Below are 15,059 nucleotides of genomic sequence, written 5' to 3'. Positions count from 1 at the left end.
TATGAATATCCAATTATAAGGAGAGAATTCTATGGATATCGTTATTTTGTGGACGATTGGGATGTGGGTGGTGCAGCTGCTGATCGAATGGATCGTGTATCGGGCGCAGGGGCGTCAGATGACGTGGATTCAGTCCATTTTGCCGTGTCTGACATTGCTTGGCGGGGCGGGTGTGATCGTGATGAGTATCAGTATGGAAAACTGGAATGCCATTGGTTATGCGCTGCTTGGTGTGGCAATAGGTACATCAGGGTTGTTGACGCTGATTACGGTTACGATTACAGCTCTGGTGCTTCGGCGTCGAGGAAGGAACTTATAATGAACAGTTTAATCATGGAACATTGGTCTGCCGAACAGCGAGAGATGCCAGGTATGAATTGCATCGCTTTTGCAGATGGAACAGTCACCATTTTAGATATCCGCACATATTTTGACCCTAACAACAATGAGCGTACCCTGTCTGTTTCTCCGCTGTGTGATACGAAGATCGATAGTATTGTGAAGTACAATCCGGATTGCTGGACGATGGTGGATGCATGGACAAATGTGGATTATCAGGGTGGAGAAATCGTTGGCGGAGACGGGCAAATGGGGAATGAAGGCTTCATTGCTTGTACTGATGCAGAAGGTCGTTTGGTGTGGGGGATTTTTTTGGAGGATACCAACCCGATCAAAACGTTAAGTGTCAACGGTAATACCTTAATTGCGATCAATGAGCATGAGGAACTGCGCGTGGAGATCAATTTGCACAATGTAGTGGATATTCGGATGACTTATCTAGGGTAATTTGCCTTCCGGGTAGAAGAGCGGTAGAAATCGGAAGAAGAGCCGTAGAAAATAGGAAAAAGAGTCTTAAAAGATCGTAGGAGTCAGTACGAGTAGTCGAGGGATGAAAAAGGCTGATAGAGGATAGCTATATGAAAACGGTAGGTGCACCCACATAACAATGTCACAGGCACATGACAGGGAGCTAGCTGCATGAGATGGTTGCAGAGATGCAACCGTCTGTGATATATTGACATTACTTATGACAAGGGAGGTGAAGACAGGTGAATCACGAGATGCTTAACAACCGTATTAGCCAGCTGCCGATTGCTATGGCTGGCATTGTTCACACTTTTTCGAACAACGGGAGAAGTCTGTCCAATTTTGAATATACGGAAGTTAACATGTACGAGAAGACGCCTGCCTTGACCTCATTCGGACGATAAGCATATTTGCTTGAATTCTGAAGGGCCGCGGAGCTAACCTCCTGCGGCTCTTTTTGTGTTGCGGTCGGGCTCTTCCACACCATAGGAGGAACCTTATTATGATGATTATTAGCGCGCAACAGTTGAAACAATATCACGGAGCACATCTGGTGCTGGACGGCATTACATTTGAAATTATGGAAGGCGACAAGGTGGCCCTGATCGGCCGCAACGGAAGCGGCAAAACCACCTTGATGCGTCTGATGGCCCGGATAAGCCAACCGGATGAAGGCCAACTGATGCTAAAAAAAGATACACGGGTCGGTTATGTCGCCCAAGTACCCGAAGGAATGGATGACCACACGGTGCTGGATGTACTGGGCCTTGGTTTTCGGGAACTTATTGCTTGCCGCACCCAGATGACCGAATTGGAGCAGCAGATGTCCGATCCCGCCTGTGCAGCAGATCCAGAGCAGCTGGATCGACTGCTGAAACGGTATGCGGCGCTGCAGGAACGGTTTGAACGTGAAGGCGGATATGAGATGGATGCACGGGTTGATCAGGTCGCGGATGGCCTGGATATTGCCAAGGCTCACTACGGATGGCGCTTCGGTTCTCTTTCAGGCGGCGAGCAGACGCGTGTTGTGCTGGCTTCACAGCTGATCGTCAGTCCGGATCTGTTATTGCTGGATGAGCCGACTAACCATTTGGATCTGGAGCGGGTGGAGTGGCTGGAAGGATTTTTACGAGATTATTCGGGTACCGTCATTCTGATCTCACATGACCGCTATTTTCTGGATCGGGTCGTGACACGTACGCTGGAGCTGGAGGACGGAGAGGCCGAAATCGCTACGGGCGGATACACCGAATATATGAAGGTGAAGGAACAGCGGTTGCTGAAGCAGTTTGAGGAGTTCAAAGAGCAGCAGAAGGTTATGAAAAAAATGAAGGAAACGATCCGCCAGCTGGAAGAATGGGGCCGCGTCGGCGGTAACGAAAAGTTTTTCCGTCGTGCAGCCTCCATGCGCAAAGCGCTGGAGCGGATGGAGCAGGTGAAACGTCCTGTGCTGGAACGTCGTCATGCGGATTTTGATGTGCTTCCGACGGATCGGACTGGTAAACGTGTAGCGGTGCTGGAAGACGTGGAAAAACGATACGGTGACCGGGATATTTTACGTGGTGTATCTGCTCTGCTGGAATATGGAGATAAAACGGCTTTGATCGGTCGCAATGGCTCCGGTAAAACAACACTGTTCAAGCTACTGCTCGGTGAAGAACAGCCGGATGCAGGTAAGCTGGAATGGGGCGCACGCGTTGATGTGGGATACCTGGCTCAGCAGGAGGAACCTGTGAATCCCAAGCTGAACGTGCTGGAGTACTTCCGTCTGGAAGCAGGCGTGGAGGAAGGGGAAGCTCGTGGCATTTTGGCGCGATATCTGTTCTATGGTGCAGATGTTTTTCGTTCGGTAGGACAGCTGTCCGGTGGAGAGTGGACGCGTCTTAGACTGGCGTTGCTGGTACAGCGCAAACCGAATGTACTTCTGTTGGATGAGCCGACGAACCATCTGGATATTGCATCAAGAGAGGCGCTGGAGGATTCGCTCGCTGATTTTGAAGGAACCGTACTGGCTATCTCACATGACCGATACTTTGTGAACCGTCTGGCTTCCCGTGTCTGGGAACTGGAAAATGGGCAGTTAACGACATACCTTGGGGATTACGAAGCATATCGGGAGAAGAAGCTGGATTTGCAGGCTCGTGCAGCGAAAGAAGTTTCACAAGACCTTGGAGCAGGTAGTGCTGGAAACGGATCGAAAACTGGAAAAAGAGCAGCAGAAAAGGGAACCGGGACGGGGCTCAATGGGAAGTCAGCAGAGACGGGAGCGAGCAAAGGTGCCCGACTAAAAGCCGGAGGCACCGGACATGATGCTGCATCTGCAAGCGGAGAGAGCGTGTTGGAGCAAGCTCGAACTGTGCTTGATGCTGGACGGGGGAACAAGAATATCGGAAGCGGACATCATGACCGCGTTGGCAATCAAAGCCGCAGCCGAAATGGTGGCAGTAATGGGAACGGTGACCGTAGTAGCAGCCAAAGCGGAAGCAGAAGCCGAAATGGTAACAGTATTGGGAAATACGGGTCTGTTGAAAAGCTGGAGCAGGCGATGGCTCGTATAGAAACACAGATTCAGGAGCTTGATCAGCAGCTTGAAGCGTTAGCCAATGATCCGGCAGCGCTGGAACAAACCTGGAACGAGCGTGAGCAATTATCTGCGGCATACGATGAGTTATTGGCTCAATGGGCTGAGATGTGATCTTAGGGTACGAACAGCAAAAGCATGCCACGAGCCGTTAATAAACCACAGCCGAACCTCACTGAGCGAGTGTAGATACAGGGCTGATTGTTGAAATTAACTAACTAGAAGTGTAGGAAATGGACTAGAGCGCAAGAACGTAGAAGGGAACGTAAAAGGATTGTCTCACAGGTGATATGCATTTGATAGCATTTGATATGCATGGACTGCCATGAGGCAGTCCTTTTTGTGTGATATTACTTTAATCCGTATGTACCATGCCTCAAATTTTGGCTGCTATTTTCGAACTATTCTCTCTGTCCTTTTCAGGAGGGCGTTGCGATAGAGTATTTCAAGAGCTAGTCCTGCGGAGAGGATGATCGATGTTGATTTTCATGCGTGCAAGGGTAACTATTATTGATCCCAGGAGGCCCATCGCAGATTCCGGCTATTCTAACGATCTCAGAAGACGTTATTTGGGTGTTTTTTAGCGATTTAAAATTCTAACGATCACCAGGGACGTTATTTACTAAAAATGTGGAGCTTTTAGCCGATTTCACTGGTTTTTCTCCGAAATAACGTTTCTCCTGATCGTTAGAATTTGGGCAGCCTGTTTTTTCGCCAAATAAGCTCTCTGGTGATCGTTAGCGCATAAGTGGGAAATAAAATTGGGAAGTGGGGAGTTAGGTGGTTAGATAATTAAGGAAGTAAGGAAGTAAGGAAGTAAGGAAGTAAGGAAGTAAGGAAGTAAGGAAGTAAGGAAGTGAGGAAGTGAGGAAGTGAGGAAGTGAGGAAGTGAGGAAGTTAGGAAAGGGAGGTAGATAAGTAGGTAAACATGTAAGTAAACATGTAAGTAAATATGTAAGGCGTGTAAGTAGGTAGGTAGATAAGTAGATAAAGTAGATAAGTAGGTCTGATGAGCAGGCTGGAGTACGGTTAAAAGGAACATCATAAATTACATTGTTTCTTTTTACATGTCTCGGCGAATAGTGTAACTTTTTTCCTTCTCATGCGTTTAATACGTTTGTGTATATTGAATCGGCTCACCTACGAGCTTGCAGATCGGGAGGGAATCACCTTGTATTATTCATTGATGTATCGCAGTTGGTCGGAGGATAAACAGGCAGAGACGGGTCTGCTTGAGCAGGCTTCAGTGACGCGGGATGAACTGTTTATGCGCAAGCTGGTGGATGCTACTCTGATGAAAAACAAATTATGGGCCCATCTGTCCAATGAGTGTCAGGATCGGCGCGAACATGCCATCTACGTGACAGCGTATGACCAGCAGATGCCGGAAGGGCATGGAGCTGCTATTGCGGATGCAGCGCTGGGCATGTGTAAAATGTCTTCCATGTACAGCCCGGAATATATGCTGTGGAATGGACGTTCCTTTGATGAGCTCCAGCTTGCGGAATCCTCTGGCTACACGATGGAGCTGGCCGAGCAGCTGCTGGATCACTACATGGTACGCGAAGGCAAGACATACGAGTTTTTGTACTCCGTGCTGGATGCGGATCGGAAGAAAGTACTGTTTTTCATGAAAGAGGTGGATCTGTAATGAAGGAAGAAGAGGTGCGAAAACCTTTGTCCGGTCAAGTGTCTGGAGCCGTCTTTGGGGATGGAACTGCATCCTCGCTAGACTCTAGTTCTGAGAATGTAGTGGCATCCAGAAGTGCATTAGAATCAGAATCATCGTCCATATTAGGCTCTAAACCACACTCTACTCCTAGCGCCAAACCGGGCTCCAAAGCGAAACTGGTCGCATTTTCGCTCATGCTTGCTGTGCCTGCGGTGCTTGCAGGATGTGGCAGTAACAATGACGAATGTGATCCCGAATATGATACAGGCTGCGAGTACGACTCCAGCAGCGGACACTACTACTATGGCGGATACGGCGGCTCATCTTATCGCAGTAGCAAAGACGGTAGCAGCTCTTATAGAAGCTCAACCAAATCCAAATCGAGCGGTTTCGGCAGCTTTTTCCGAAGTTCAGGAGGTTAATGTCATCATGAAGCAGGCAAATATTCTCCGCATTATCCGAGGGAGGCTGGAAGGATGAGGGAAGTGTACTCATTACCGTTCAGCCATGAGGAGATTTTCTCGGGTAAAGCTGGAGAGCAGATCCCATATCATCGCATGTACGGTAAACAGTACTGTGTACCCGCATTGACGGTTTATACACCGGATGAACTGGAGGAGCTACACACTGCGGCGGAGGCGGTGGATGCGATTTACAGCAAAGTCATGCGTTTTATTCAGCGTTATATGCCGGATTCATTTTTGGAGCATCCTCTGGGTATCCACCCGGGGTTGATCGCCGCAGCTCGCATGGAAGCTGTCACAGGTGGGATCACTCGTCAGGACTGGATTATTGGCGAAGCTGGTCTGAAATGTATTGAAAATAACACCGATACGCCTACAGGTATCCCTGAATCGGCAGCACTTGAAAGCATTCTGATCGGACGGACAGAGGATCAGGCATGGTCTGCACCTTCTGCACATATGGATGCACGTATCCGGAATTGCTTCCAATCCTGGTTAACTTTTTACGCCGAGCAAGGGCTGGAGGGGCCGGTCACATTCACCTCTTACGGCGATCATGTGGAGGATCGAACCAACACCGCCTACCTTATGGAACGCTGTCGTGAAGCCGGATACGAGGTGTTGTATGCCCCATTGGAGGAGCTTGAGATCGTACCAGGAGAGGCACTGTATCATCAGGGCCGCGAAATCCGTTTGTTGTATCGTCTGTATCCGCTGGAATACCTGATTGGGGATCGGGACGAAACGACCGGTGTGGACATTGGCGCAGCTTTGATTGAACTGGTACGAGAAGGACAGCTTGGCCTGATGAATCCTGTCCAGCATGTGCTGATGCAAAGCAAAGGTTTTATGGCTGCGATCTGGTCACTGTACGAGAGGAATGAGCAGACGCCCGAGTACTGCGGATTTACGCTTTTTGACGAGGCAGAGTTGGAAATGATTTCACGTTATTTGCTGCCGACCTACTTCACCGCGGAGCCGTTTGAGCAGAGCGATGTGCCTTACGTAGCCAAGAGCTATTGGGGGCGCGAGGGCCGGGGGACACTTTTGCTGGATCATAACGAAGTTCAAGAGCCGGTGGATGTCGTGGATACGAATAGAGATACGGGTACGGATAAAAACACCAATACGGCAGACAGATCTACACTCCTTAATAAAGATGAAGACGAGGACGAAGAGGTTGCCGCCTATTACGAAAACCAGCCCAAGGTATATCAGCAACTCGTGCCGATGGAGCAGGCTGTAATTCAGACAGAGGATGGCGAATACAGCGGTTATTTGCTGACTGGGGTATTTGTGATTGGTGGACGTTTTGCCGGAATGTTGCCCAGGGTTGGGGAGAAGGTAACCGGAGATATGGCGTATTATTGCGCCGCTGCTGTGCGAGAACCGATGGATGATGAGGAGGAGAAGGAATGGAAAAGCTAGGATTGAACCTCGTGAATGTTGCGGTGGGGATCGGCATTCTGTTAGTGGTGTTGATTGTGGGGTATTTTGCGTTCAGCAAATTGACTCGTTATAACGATAGTGAAGAAATCGCAAAAGGAAATGAAGCCGCAGGTATGTACATGGGAAGTAAGCTGCTGGGACTTTGTATTATTGTGGGCATGGTGTCCTTTTCGACTCACTCATGGGTGGATATGCTACTGTGGTCAGTGCTTGGTATCATTATTCTGTGTCTGGTCTATATTATATTTGATTTCTTGACGCCTAAAATAAAGGTCTGTGACGAAATTGCGCGTGGCAATATGGCGGTAGCACAGTTGTTACGCTCCGTGATCATCGGCGTTTCCATCGTCATTGGTACGTTTTTGATGTAAAATAAACCCTGACGTTTCGCGTAGATATGTCCGTTGAATAAACATAGTGATATACACGAGGGTCGTTTGGCGGATATAGAACGAATATTATACAGAAGAAGGAGCGCGGCAGCATGAGAAGAGTCATCATTGATACGGATACAGCAGGAGACGATACGATTGCGATCTTGACAGCACTGCATCATTTTCAGGTAGAAGGTATTACGATTACAGGTGGCAACGTGCAGTTTGACCAAGAGGTTGAAAATGCATTGTACACCGTACAGGTTGCCGGACACGGCGGAAAGGTTCCAGTATACAAAGGTTGCGAGCGTCCGCTCATGTCTTATGGTCAGGCTCAGCATCGTACGGTGGAAGACGTGCACGGTGATGATGGGATGGGCGGCGCGCATTTCCCCAAGGCGGATCAGCGTCCCGAGAGCGGGCATGCGGTTGATTTTATTATTGAAAAAGTGCATGCACATCCAGGGGAGATTGAACTGCTGGCCATTGCGCCGCTAACGAACATTGCGATGGCAATTCAGAAAGATCCAACGATTATCCCTGAGATTGCTCATCTGTACATCATGGGCGGAACGAACAATGCACTGGGTAATATCACGCCGGCGGCAGAGTATAATTTCTATGTGGACCCGGAGGCGGCCAAAATTGTACTGCATGCAGGCATCCCGATTACGATGGTTGGCTGGGAGATGTGTACTCAATACTCCGTTATGGATGATAACGATCATGCAGAGATTGCAGCACTCCGTACCTCGGGTTCCGATTTCTTCATTGCAATCAATAAAGTGGTCATGCAATTCAACAAATCGGTACATAAATTGAACGGAACAACCCATCCCGACACTTTGTTAATGGCGGTTGCCGCAGATGAGTCACTCATGACGAAGTCGGGCCATTATTACGTCGACGTGGAAGCGGCAGGCGAATTGACGCGAGGATACAGTGTGGTGGATATCAACGGACGTTTTGGTAAAGCGCCTAATGTACGTGTCTGTGAAGCCATTGATCGTCCGAAGTTCAAGTCCATGCTGCTGGATGTGCTGACTGCCATTCAGTAATCGCATCGTTAAACGCAGAGCAGAAGAACCGTTTGTTAAATGGTCGACAGAACATGCGTAGACTAAGGTTACAGCTCTTAAATCCGTACCTCTAACCAGGTGCGGATTTTTATTTTTCCTATTTTTAACTAAACTACTTCATCTGTCGTAGTAACTGTGCTATACTCAAACTACTACGACAGATGAAGTAATGAGGGGGAATACCTTTTGTGATTAGCAGTGACGTAATACGGGGGTATAATGATACGCTGATCCTCTACATGCTGCTTGAAGGAGAATCGTACGGATACGAGATTTCCAAGAACATCAGGCAGCTGACAGATGAAAAGTATGTCATGAAGGAAACTACACTCTATTCGGCCTTTACCCGCTTAGAGAAAAACGGATATATTGAATCTTTTTATCAGGATGAAAGTCTGGGCAAACGCCGCACGTATTACCGAATCACACCAGCTGGCCTGGACTATTACAGAGAAAAATGTGAGGAATGGAAGGTTACGCAAGAGGTCGTTAATCTGTTTATTAAGGAGCTGTGATCGGACATGGAGACAATAATGGTGTATCTGGACAATATGTTTGCGGGATTGCCGAGAAGTCCTGAGGTGGAGCGCATGAAACAGGAGCTTCTTTCGGGTATGGAAGATAAGTATCTGGAATTAAAACAGGAGGGAAGATCAGAGAATGAGGCGGTTGGCATTGTGATCTCTGAGTTTGGCAACATTGAGGAACTGATGGAAGAGCTCGGTATTCAGACTGAGGATGCTACGGAAACCTATCCAGTGCTGACCGAAGAAGAGGTTCAGGCCTATCTCGCGGCTAAGCGAAGTGCAGGTTTCTGGACGGGGCTTGGCGTGTGGCTGTCCTCAGCGGGAATAGCTTTTCTCATATTAATGGATACATTGTTCGAAAGCATGGGTACATCATCAGATCAAGGTACGTTCGGCATTGGCTCTGTGCTAGGCATGAGTGGAATGTTTGTATTGGTGGCTGTTGCCGTGGGCATGTTCATCTACAGCGGTATGAAGCTGGGACGGTTTGAGTATATGGAGAAGGGGTTCCAGCTCCCCCGTTCTCTTCTGATGATTCTTCAGCGTAGTAAGGCAAGTTTTGCACTCACATATCGTGTGGCTCTTATTACGGGCGTGTGTCTGTGCATCCTGTCTCCTGTTTTCATCTTTGCAGGGGCCTATGTCAATGATACGTATGCGGCTTACGGTGTGTCGGCTCTCTTGGCGACAGCGGGGATCGGTGTGTTTTTGTTTGTCTATTACGGTAATATTCAGGGTTCCTATACGACGTTGCTTGAGGATCAGCATCTGAATGCAGCCAAGAGAGAAGAGGCACGAGCAGTGCGGGCCATTGAGGCTGTGGTTTGGCCACTCGCGACAGCGTTCTTCCTCTTTACGGGTTTCGTCTACCAGCGCTGGGATATTAACTGGGCAATTTTCCCGATCGTTGGTATTCTCTCCGGCAGTTTTGGCAACGTGTATCACATTATGAAAAATAAAAAACCATCCTGATTCCTTTACTGCGTTCTGGATCGGAAAAGTTAAAAAACTGAACCCGCCTTATTCAATCATATAAAGCGGGTTTTTACGTGCAAAACGTTCCAGAAAATGCAGTTGTGAGTATGGAGTGTATGTTACCCCTCTAAAAATGAGCGAATGCCTGTAGTAACGAGGTCGTGGTCTTCCTCATCAGGCAGACCCGATATCGTGATCGTCCCTACCTGCCCTTCCTCTTTTAGGATCAGCGGAAAGGCTCCACCTGCCAGTACATACTCGGAGTCAGGCAGTTGATAATCCTGCTCCAATGTTTTGTTTTCGCTCCGTAGTTGTAAGGCTGTATGCCAAGAGCTGGAGCCGAAGTGGTTGACCACGTTGTTTTTGCGCCGAATCCAGTTTTCATTATCGGGGTGAGTGCCTTCCATGGCATGCAAAAAGAGACGATGTCCCTTTAGTGTGATGTCTATGGTCACGGCCTGTGAGCGGCGCTTTGCTTCCTGAACTAGATACAGGCCGAGTTGTAGCGCTGTTTCGGAGTTAAACGTATTCCATACCAGTTCCTGTTCTTCCTGCTGCATTTGCTCAAGTCTTGTCGTGATTTCGGAATTCATCGAATTCAAATGAAAGACCTCTCCTTCGTTTGTGTGATGAAGCTCTACATTCGACGCAGGACGCGGCTCTACCTGCCCGCACTGAATTACATACTTTTTTGAATGTTAGAAGAGACTCAAGACCGGATCATTTGGAGACGTTATAACCACTGTGGTAGAGTAAGGAGAACGGTTATGAAGATTTCTACAATTGAACATAAAGAGCGGCTCAGGTGGGCAGGGGGAAAACGATGCTGTTTTATTTTATCGCGGTGCTGGTTACGCTTGTGGATCAGGGTACCAAAATTGCGGTTCGGATGTATATGAAGGTTGGGGAAGTGATGCGGCTTGGGGATTCAGGAATGCAGCTGCAGCATTATGAAAATAGCGGGATGGCCGGAAGCATGTTTCAAGGTAATGCACGTTTGTTCGGGATCATTGCCGTGCTGTTTATCGCAGGTATGCTCTATTATCGGCACAAAGGTGAGATACGGGGATTCTGGATGCAGGCCGGGGCGGGCTTTATGGTCGGCGGTGCTCTTGGCAACGCCATAGATCGCTTTGTTTATGCTCGTGTGACGGATTTTTTGGTGTTCCCGTCGGGACGGGGCATATTGAATCTGGCAGATGTGGCAATTAACATTGGTGTAGTGATGCTCATTATCGGCATGTTGCTCCGTGTATACCAAGGATATCGGAAGAAGCGTATGCGTAATGCGTTACCTAAAGGGTAACGTTGATGGATATAGCCAATGATTGGTGACAAATGTTCTAATGTATGGTTGCAAAAGAGCCGAGGCAGAGGTTAATCCTGCTTCGGCTTTTTGTTATTGCGACTTTTATTAAAAGGAGTTAGTCATATGATTTGGATAGTTCTGCATCAAGATCGGCTAGTTTTGCAGACGAGGTGGTCAGATCCCTTTGTAAGTATAGCCGGGTCATGATTGCCTCCTTGTTTGACAATTGAGCGAAATTTTCATTGATATATTTTTCATAAATGGCTGTGTTTGATTGAACGATTTCATTTGCAAGTTTTAGGCTCTTTTCTAAATTAGAAGTTAAAGCTAAGTCAGAAGCGGATTCACTTTGGCGAAGAAGTTTTTTAAACATAGCTCTACTTGAATTAAAATAGACAAAACCTGGAAGGTAATTAAGAGTAATAGGTTCGTCCTTGTCCAGAGAAAAGGCTTTTTTTCCATCAGGAGAGTTATAGACAAGCACATAGTTTGCATATTGGATCTGATTTTGATGTAACTCTTCATAGCTCTTGTATAAGAATAGTAATTCCTCTTTACTAATCTTCTTTTTATCTATAGCGCTCTGCAAAGTTGATAAGATTGAATCTGAAGTGGAAAGAATCCTGCTTTCGTAATCTGAAAGCACCTGACTGTATTGTTGATTTAAATAGTCTTTTAGTTTTCCGTTATTCGAATTATACCCAACAACATTTGCAACTAGAGAGGCTGCAAGAGCAAACGCTAATATAATAATAAGATTTTTTTGGCTCATTTTTCTCATAAGATTAAGAATCTCCTTAGAAAGTTAGGTATTTGATATTGTTTTGTCATATTGTCTATCATAATGGAGTATTTCATAATATGATATATAATTACATATTAAGGAGTATTATGGGTGTAGAGCTTCTATTGCTCGATATCCTTCACTTATTAGTTCTAATCTATTGAAAATCAATTGAAATCCGTTGATTCCCAAACAAAACTATGTTATTTTGAATGGGTTAATTTAATCGATAAACAAAGTGGAACCGATCTAAGGAAAAGCAACATAAGAGAGGTTGTTTTTTCATTTTGCAAGCGCTTCAATATTGCTTTAATAGAATAACGTAGATGAATCCGGCATCGAGTGTATCCCGTTATGCAACATACGGGCGTGAGATGGTGGTTTCTTTTACATGCAGAAAGAGGAGGACGCTTGGACATTGCAGCGGAAAACAAGGCATTTTAACTCGCTCCGTAATCAAATTTTCGTCGGCTTTGTAATGGTCATGCTTATTGTTCTATTGCTCGCAGGCATTACAGCCTATGATCGTGTGGCTGCTTTGTTGAAAAACAATGCCGAGAAGCATATCCACCAGACTGCTGTACAGGCCAGTGGCAGATTGGATGCCTTGATTGCTCAGGTGAATTCGTTGACTGCTCAGGTTGCAGATGATACTTATGTGCAACGTTTGCTGAGTGAGGAGAAGCGGGGGCAGAAGGCCACCTTTAATCAGCGACAAGCACTGCTACAGATCGCAGGCAGTTACCAATCCTTTATTAATGGCGCACAGAGCATGGAGATTTACACGACGGATTATAGCCGTATCTTTCCGATGGATGATCGCTCCTTAAGTCATAGGCTGGAGCGGAGCTGGATTGTCAAGGCAGATGAGGGTAAGGGGCGTTTGGTGTGGGCTGGTTCTGATCCCGACGATCCAAGCATTCTTCTGGCTGTTCGGCGAATCAGTTTACTGGATCGTTCCTTTGAGCATGGGGGATACGTGGTCGTGCGTATGCAACGCAGTTTTTTTCAACTCAATGACTCGGACGGGACAGATGGCTCGCAGGATTCGATCATGCTGCTGGACGGAGATGGTGAAGTGGTGACTTCCAATCTGGAGGTGCATCTCGATCCTCAAGCGGTGATGAACGGTGAATCGGTTGTTCAGAACGGCAAGGAATCTTATATCGTGGTGAAGCAGCGATCCGAGTTAACAGGCTGGACACTGGCTGTGTTGACACCACTGCGAGAAACCACTGAGGGCGTATCGATTCTGAGAACAGCTTTGCTCGTATCCGGCGTCATCGGCGTTGTCCTTTTTTTGATCATGTCTTTCTTCCTCTCCACAATGATTACTCGTCCTTTAATTCGGCTGATGCGGGCGATGCGCGGGGCACAGCCGGGGGCAATGAGACCTAATCTTATGGTCAGCTCTACCTTGGAGATCAATGAACTGAATGATGTGTATAACCAGATGGTCTACAGACAAAATGAGTTGACACAGGTAGTACATGAGAAGGAAGTTATGCAGTCCCGTGCCGAGATGAAGGCTTTGCAGTCCCAGATTAATCCTCATTTTCTGTTCAATACATTAGAAGCGTTCTATTGGTCATTGGAGGAAAAAGGAGAGGAAGAGATGGCAAGTATGGTTATCGCGATGTCTCGGTTATTTCGCTACATTATCTCCAGCCCCCATCAGGATGAATGGGTGACGATTGCGGATGAACTTGAACATGTAGAGCGATATCTGAACATTATGCAGATGCGGCTTGGCGACAGAATGCAGTGGGAGATCAGGATGAGCGAGGAGTTGCGCAGCACGCCGATGCCTAAGCTGTTGATTCAGCCGCTGGTAGAGAACGCCGTTTTGCATGGCATTGAGAGCACATTACAACCCGGAAGGATAGAGATTGGTGTATATCCTTCCTCAATAACAGGTCTCGTGTGTGTCGAGGTACGTGATACTGGGCCGGGTATAGAGGAGGAACGTCTTCAAACCATTAGACATGCACTCAACAATGGTGATCCGGTAGCTCATGGGAGAGGAACCGGCGTAGGGTTGATTAACGTACATCAACGTATCAGGCTGTACTTTGGCGGCAAGCTTGGTGACCGTGCCCAACTTTCGATCGATAGCGAAGCTGGAGCAGGAACAGTGATTCAATTCGAAATTCCGAGGGGAACGGAGGCTGAACATGATTCATGAGAGAACGATTCTGATTGTGGACGACGAACCGCGTACTAGAGAAGGGATTCGCAAGACACTGGAGGCATGGTCTGCCGGAAAGAACCGAATTCAGACGGCTGCGAGTGGTGTGGAGGCCAGGGAATGGCTTGCGAGACAGCCAGCAGATCTTCTGATTACCGATGTGCGTATGCCAGAGTTCTCCGGTCTATCCCTGGTGGAAGCCATCCAGAATTTCCCTAGTAAACCAGCGGTTCTGATTATGTCAGGGTATGCGGATTTTAATTATGCTCAGCAGGCCATTAAGCTGGGCGTGGTCGATTATTTGCTCAAGCCGATTGATAAAGAGCAGCTGATTCAGACCGTACAGAAGGCTCTTCAGCTTCATGAGCAGCAACGGCGTATTCAAACGATGCAGGAAATGGTCGATCCGAAGCTGGTTGATATTCGGGAACGGAGAGAGCAGCAGGAGGATACACCCATCGGAGAAGCTTTGACTTACATCGAAGCACATCTGGGTGAGCCGATGACGATGCGTGAGCTTGCGGATACCCTGCACTTGAACTCCAGTTACTTTAGCGTCTTGTTCAAAGAGCAGGTCGGACTGAATTTCAGTGAGTATCTCATGCGCAAACGGGTACAGCGAGCGAAGGAATTGTTAGTGCAGACGAACCTGCCCATCTCGGAAATTGCCGAGAGAGTTGGTTACCAGACCGATAAATATTTTATCAAGGTATTCAAAAGTCTGGAGGACATCAGTCCAAGCAAGTATCGTCATGCTGTAAATGAAAAGAGTTAACATATCCGTTTAAGAAAAATTCTCTCGTCCAATAAAACAGGTAATAAACACTCAAAATAGTGGAGTTTTTCCAAA

The 15,059-nt window shown here is 47.4% G+C and carries 16 protein-coding genes; 14 read left to right on the top strand and 2 right to left on the bottom strand.

What is annotated here, in order from left to right; all coding sequences use genetic code 11:
• Nucleotides 1-31: 31 nt before the first annotated feature.
• The 11 genes from AC1VYS_RS27375 (at nucleotide 32) to AC1VYS_RS27325 (ending at nucleotide 9,925) form a co-directional block, all read left to right on the top strand.
• Entirely contained in the window at nucleotides 32-319 is a 288-nt protein-coding gene (locus AC1VYS_RS27375; protein ID WP_482912258.1) for a hypothetical protein, read from the top strand.
• Nucleotides 319-786, top strand: a complete 468-nt coding sequence (locus AC1VYS_RS27370) for a hypothetical protein (RefSeq protein WP_482912257.1) — start codon at nucleotides 319-321, stop codon at nucleotides 784-786. Before AC1VYS_RS27375 ends, AC1VYS_RS27370 begins: the two co-directional genes overlap by 1 nt.
• Nucleotides 787-1,049: 263 nt before the next feature.
• The gene (locus AC1VYS_RS27365) at nucleotides 1,050-1,211 is read left to right on the top strand and encodes a hypothetical protein (RefSeq protein WP_251510546.1); all 162 of its coding nucleotides are present in this window, start codon (nucleotides 1,050-1,052) and stop codon (nucleotides 1,209-1,211) included.
• 98 nt (nucleotides 1,212-1,309) lie between these two features.
• On the top strand, nucleotides 1,310-3,502 hold the full coding sequence (gene abc-f / locus AC1VYS_RS27360; protein WP_482912256.1) for a ribosomal protection-like ABC-F family protein: 2,193 nt from the start codon (nucleotides 1,310-1,312) through the stop codon (nucleotides 3,500-3,502).
• A gap of 988 nt (nucleotides 3,503-4,490) precedes the next feature.
• Nucleotides 4,491-5,039, top strand: coding sequence for a hypothetical protein (locus AC1VYS_RS27355; protein WP_482912255.1), 549 nt, complete (start codon nucleotides 4,491-4,493; stop codon nucleotides 5,037-5,039).
• Nucleotides 5,039-5,482, top strand: a complete 444-nt coding sequence (locus tag AC1VYS_RS27350) for a hypothetical protein (protein WP_482912254.1) — start codon at nucleotides 5,039-5,041, stop codon at nucleotides 5,480-5,482. The genes AC1VYS_RS27355 and AC1VYS_RS27350 overlap by 1 nt, the downstream gene beginning before the upstream one ends.
• A gap of 54 nt (nucleotides 5,483-5,536) precedes the next feature.
• Nucleotides 5,537-6,952: a glutathionylspermidine synthase family protein gene (locus AC1VYS_RS27345; protein WP_482912253.1), complete on the top strand. Its 1,416-nt coding sequence runs from the start codon at nucleotides 5,537-5,539 to the stop codon at nucleotides 6,950-6,952.
• Nucleotides 6,940-7,344, top strand: a complete 405-nt coding sequence (locus tag AC1VYS_RS27340; protein WP_482912252.1) for a DUF350 domain-containing protein — start codon at nucleotides 6,940-6,942, stop codon at nucleotides 7,342-7,344. The genes AC1VYS_RS27345 and AC1VYS_RS27340 overlap by 13 nt, the downstream gene beginning before the upstream one ends.
• Before the next feature lie 113 nt (nucleotides 7,345-7,457).
• Complete coding sequence (locus AC1VYS_RS27335) at nucleotides 7,458-8,405, top strand: nucleoside hydrolase (protein ID WP_482912251.1); 948 nt, start codon at nucleotides 7,458-7,460, stop codon at nucleotides 8,403-8,405.
• 209 nt (nucleotides 8,406-8,614) lie between these two features.
• Nucleotides 8,615-8,941, top strand: a complete 327-nt coding sequence (locus AC1VYS_RS27330) for a PadR family transcriptional regulator (RefSeq protein ID WP_482912250.1) — start codon at nucleotides 8,615-8,617, stop codon at nucleotides 8,939-8,941.
• Between the two features lie 6 nt (nucleotides 8,942-8,947).
• Entirely contained in the window at nucleotides 8,948-9,925 is a 978-nt protein-coding gene (locus AC1VYS_RS27325; protein ID WP_482912249.1) for a permease prefix domain 1-containing protein, read from the top strand.
• A 122-nt stretch (nucleotides 9,926-10,047) separates the two neighbouring features.
• Here the strand turns inward: AC1VYS_RS27325 and AC1VYS_RS27320 are convergent, their stop codons facing one another.
• Nucleotides 10,048-10,521, bottom strand: a complete 474-nt coding sequence (locus AC1VYS_RS27320; RefSeq protein WP_482915141.1) for a heme-degrading domain-containing protein — start codon at nucleotides 10,519-10,521, stop codon at nucleotides 10,048-10,050.
• A 230-nt stretch (nucleotides 10,522-10,751) separates the two neighbouring features.
• Here AC1VYS_RS27320 and lspA point away from each other — a divergent pair, with 230 nt between their 5' ends.
• Nucleotides 10,752-11,234 (top strand): signal peptidase II, encoded by a 483-nt coding sequence (lspA, locus tag AC1VYS_RS27315; protein ID WP_482912248.1) that lies wholly within the window; start codon nucleotides 10,752-10,754, stop codon nucleotides 11,232-11,234.
• Between the two features lie 118 nt (nucleotides 11,235-11,352).
• On the opposite strand, the gene AC1VYS_RS27310 is transcribed toward lspA, so the two are convergent.
• Nucleotides 11,353-12,018 (bottom strand): hypothetical protein, encoded by a 666-nt coding sequence (locus tag AC1VYS_RS27310; RefSeq protein WP_482912247.1) that lies wholly within the window; start codon nucleotides 12,016-12,018, stop codon nucleotides 11,353-11,355.
• Nucleotides 12,019-12,412: 394 nt separating this feature from the next.
• Between AC1VYS_RS27310 and AC1VYS_RS27305 the strand changes: the two genes are divergently transcribed.
• Nucleotides 12,413-14,206 carry a cache domain-containing sensor histidine kinase gene (locus AC1VYS_RS27305; RefSeq protein WP_482912246.1) on the top strand — a complete coding sequence of 598 codons (1,794 nt, stop codon included), beginning with the start codon at nucleotides 12,413-12,415 and terminating at the stop codon, nucleotides 14,204-14,206.
• Nucleotides 14,196-14,984 carry a response regulator gene (locus AC1VYS_RS27300; RefSeq protein WP_482912245.1) on the top strand — a complete coding sequence of 263 codons (789 nt, stop codon included), beginning with the start codon at nucleotides 14,196-14,198 and terminating at the stop codon, nucleotides 14,982-14,984. Before AC1VYS_RS27305 ends, AC1VYS_RS27300 begins: the two co-directional genes overlap by 11 nt.
• The last annotated feature ends 75 nt before the right edge of the window (nucleotides 14,985-15,059 follow it).

It is taken from the genome of Paenibacillus sp. G34 (genome assembly GCF_056856875.1).
Note: the sequence above shows the minus strand (reverse complement) of the source record. Positions and strands in the feature narration are given on the sequence as shown.

Excerpts from the sequence above, each read along its gene's own strand:
- AC1VYS_RS27375 (WP_482912258.1), top strand. The coding sequence starts at position 32 with ATGGATATCGTTATTTTGTGGACGATTGGGATGTGGGTGGTGCAGCTG.
- AC1VYS_RS27370 (WP_482912257.1), top strand. The coding sequence starts at position 319 with ATGAACAGTTTAATCATGGAACATTGGTCTGCCGAACAGCGAGAGATG.
- abc-f (WP_482912256.1), top strand. The coding sequence starts at position 1,310 with ATGATGATTATTAGCGCGCAACAGTTGAAACAATATCACGGAGCACAT.
- AC1VYS_RS27355 (WP_482912255.1), top strand. The coding sequence starts at position 4,491 with ATGCGTTTAATACGTTTGTGTATATTGAATCGGCTCACCTACGAGCTT.
- AC1VYS_RS27350 (WP_482912254.1), top strand. The coding sequence starts at position 5,039 with ATGAAGGAAGAAGAGGTGCGAAAACCTTTGTCCGGTCAAGTGTCTGGA.
- AC1VYS_RS27345 (WP_482912253.1), top strand. The coding sequence starts at position 5,537 with ATGAGGGAAGTGTACTCATTACCGTTCAGCCATGAGGAGATTTTCTCG.
- AC1VYS_RS27340 (WP_482912252.1), top strand. The coding sequence starts at position 6,940 with ATGGAAAAGCTAGGATTGAACCTCGTGAATGTTGCGGTGGGGATCGGC.
- AC1VYS_RS27335 (WP_482912251.1), top strand. The coding sequence starts at position 7,458 with ATGAGAAGAGTCATCATTGATACGGATACAGCAGGAGACGATACGATT.
- AC1VYS_RS27325 (WP_482912249.1), top strand. The coding sequence starts at position 8,948 with ATGGAGACAATAATGGTGTATCTGGACAATATGTTTGCGGGATTGCCG.
- AC1VYS_RS27320 (WP_482915141.1), bottom strand. The coding sequence starts at position 10,521 with ATGAATTCCGAAATCACGACAAGACTTGAGCAAATGCAGCAGGAAGAA.
- lspA (WP_482912248.1), top strand. The coding sequence starts at position 10,752 with ATGCTGTTTTATTTTATCGCGGTGCTGGTTACGCTTGTGGATCAGGGT.
- AC1VYS_RS27310 (WP_482912247.1), bottom strand. The coding sequence starts at position 12,018 with ATGAGAAAAATGAGCCAAAAAAATCTTATTATTATATTAGCGTTTGCT.
- AC1VYS_RS27305 (WP_482912246.1), top strand. The coding sequence starts at position 12,413 with ATGCAGAAAGAGGAGGACGCTTGGACATTGCAGCGGAAAACAAGGCAT.
- AC1VYS_RS27300 (WP_482912245.1), top strand. The coding sequence starts at position 14,196 with ATGATTCATGAGAGAACGATTCTGATTGTGGACGACGAACCGCGTACT.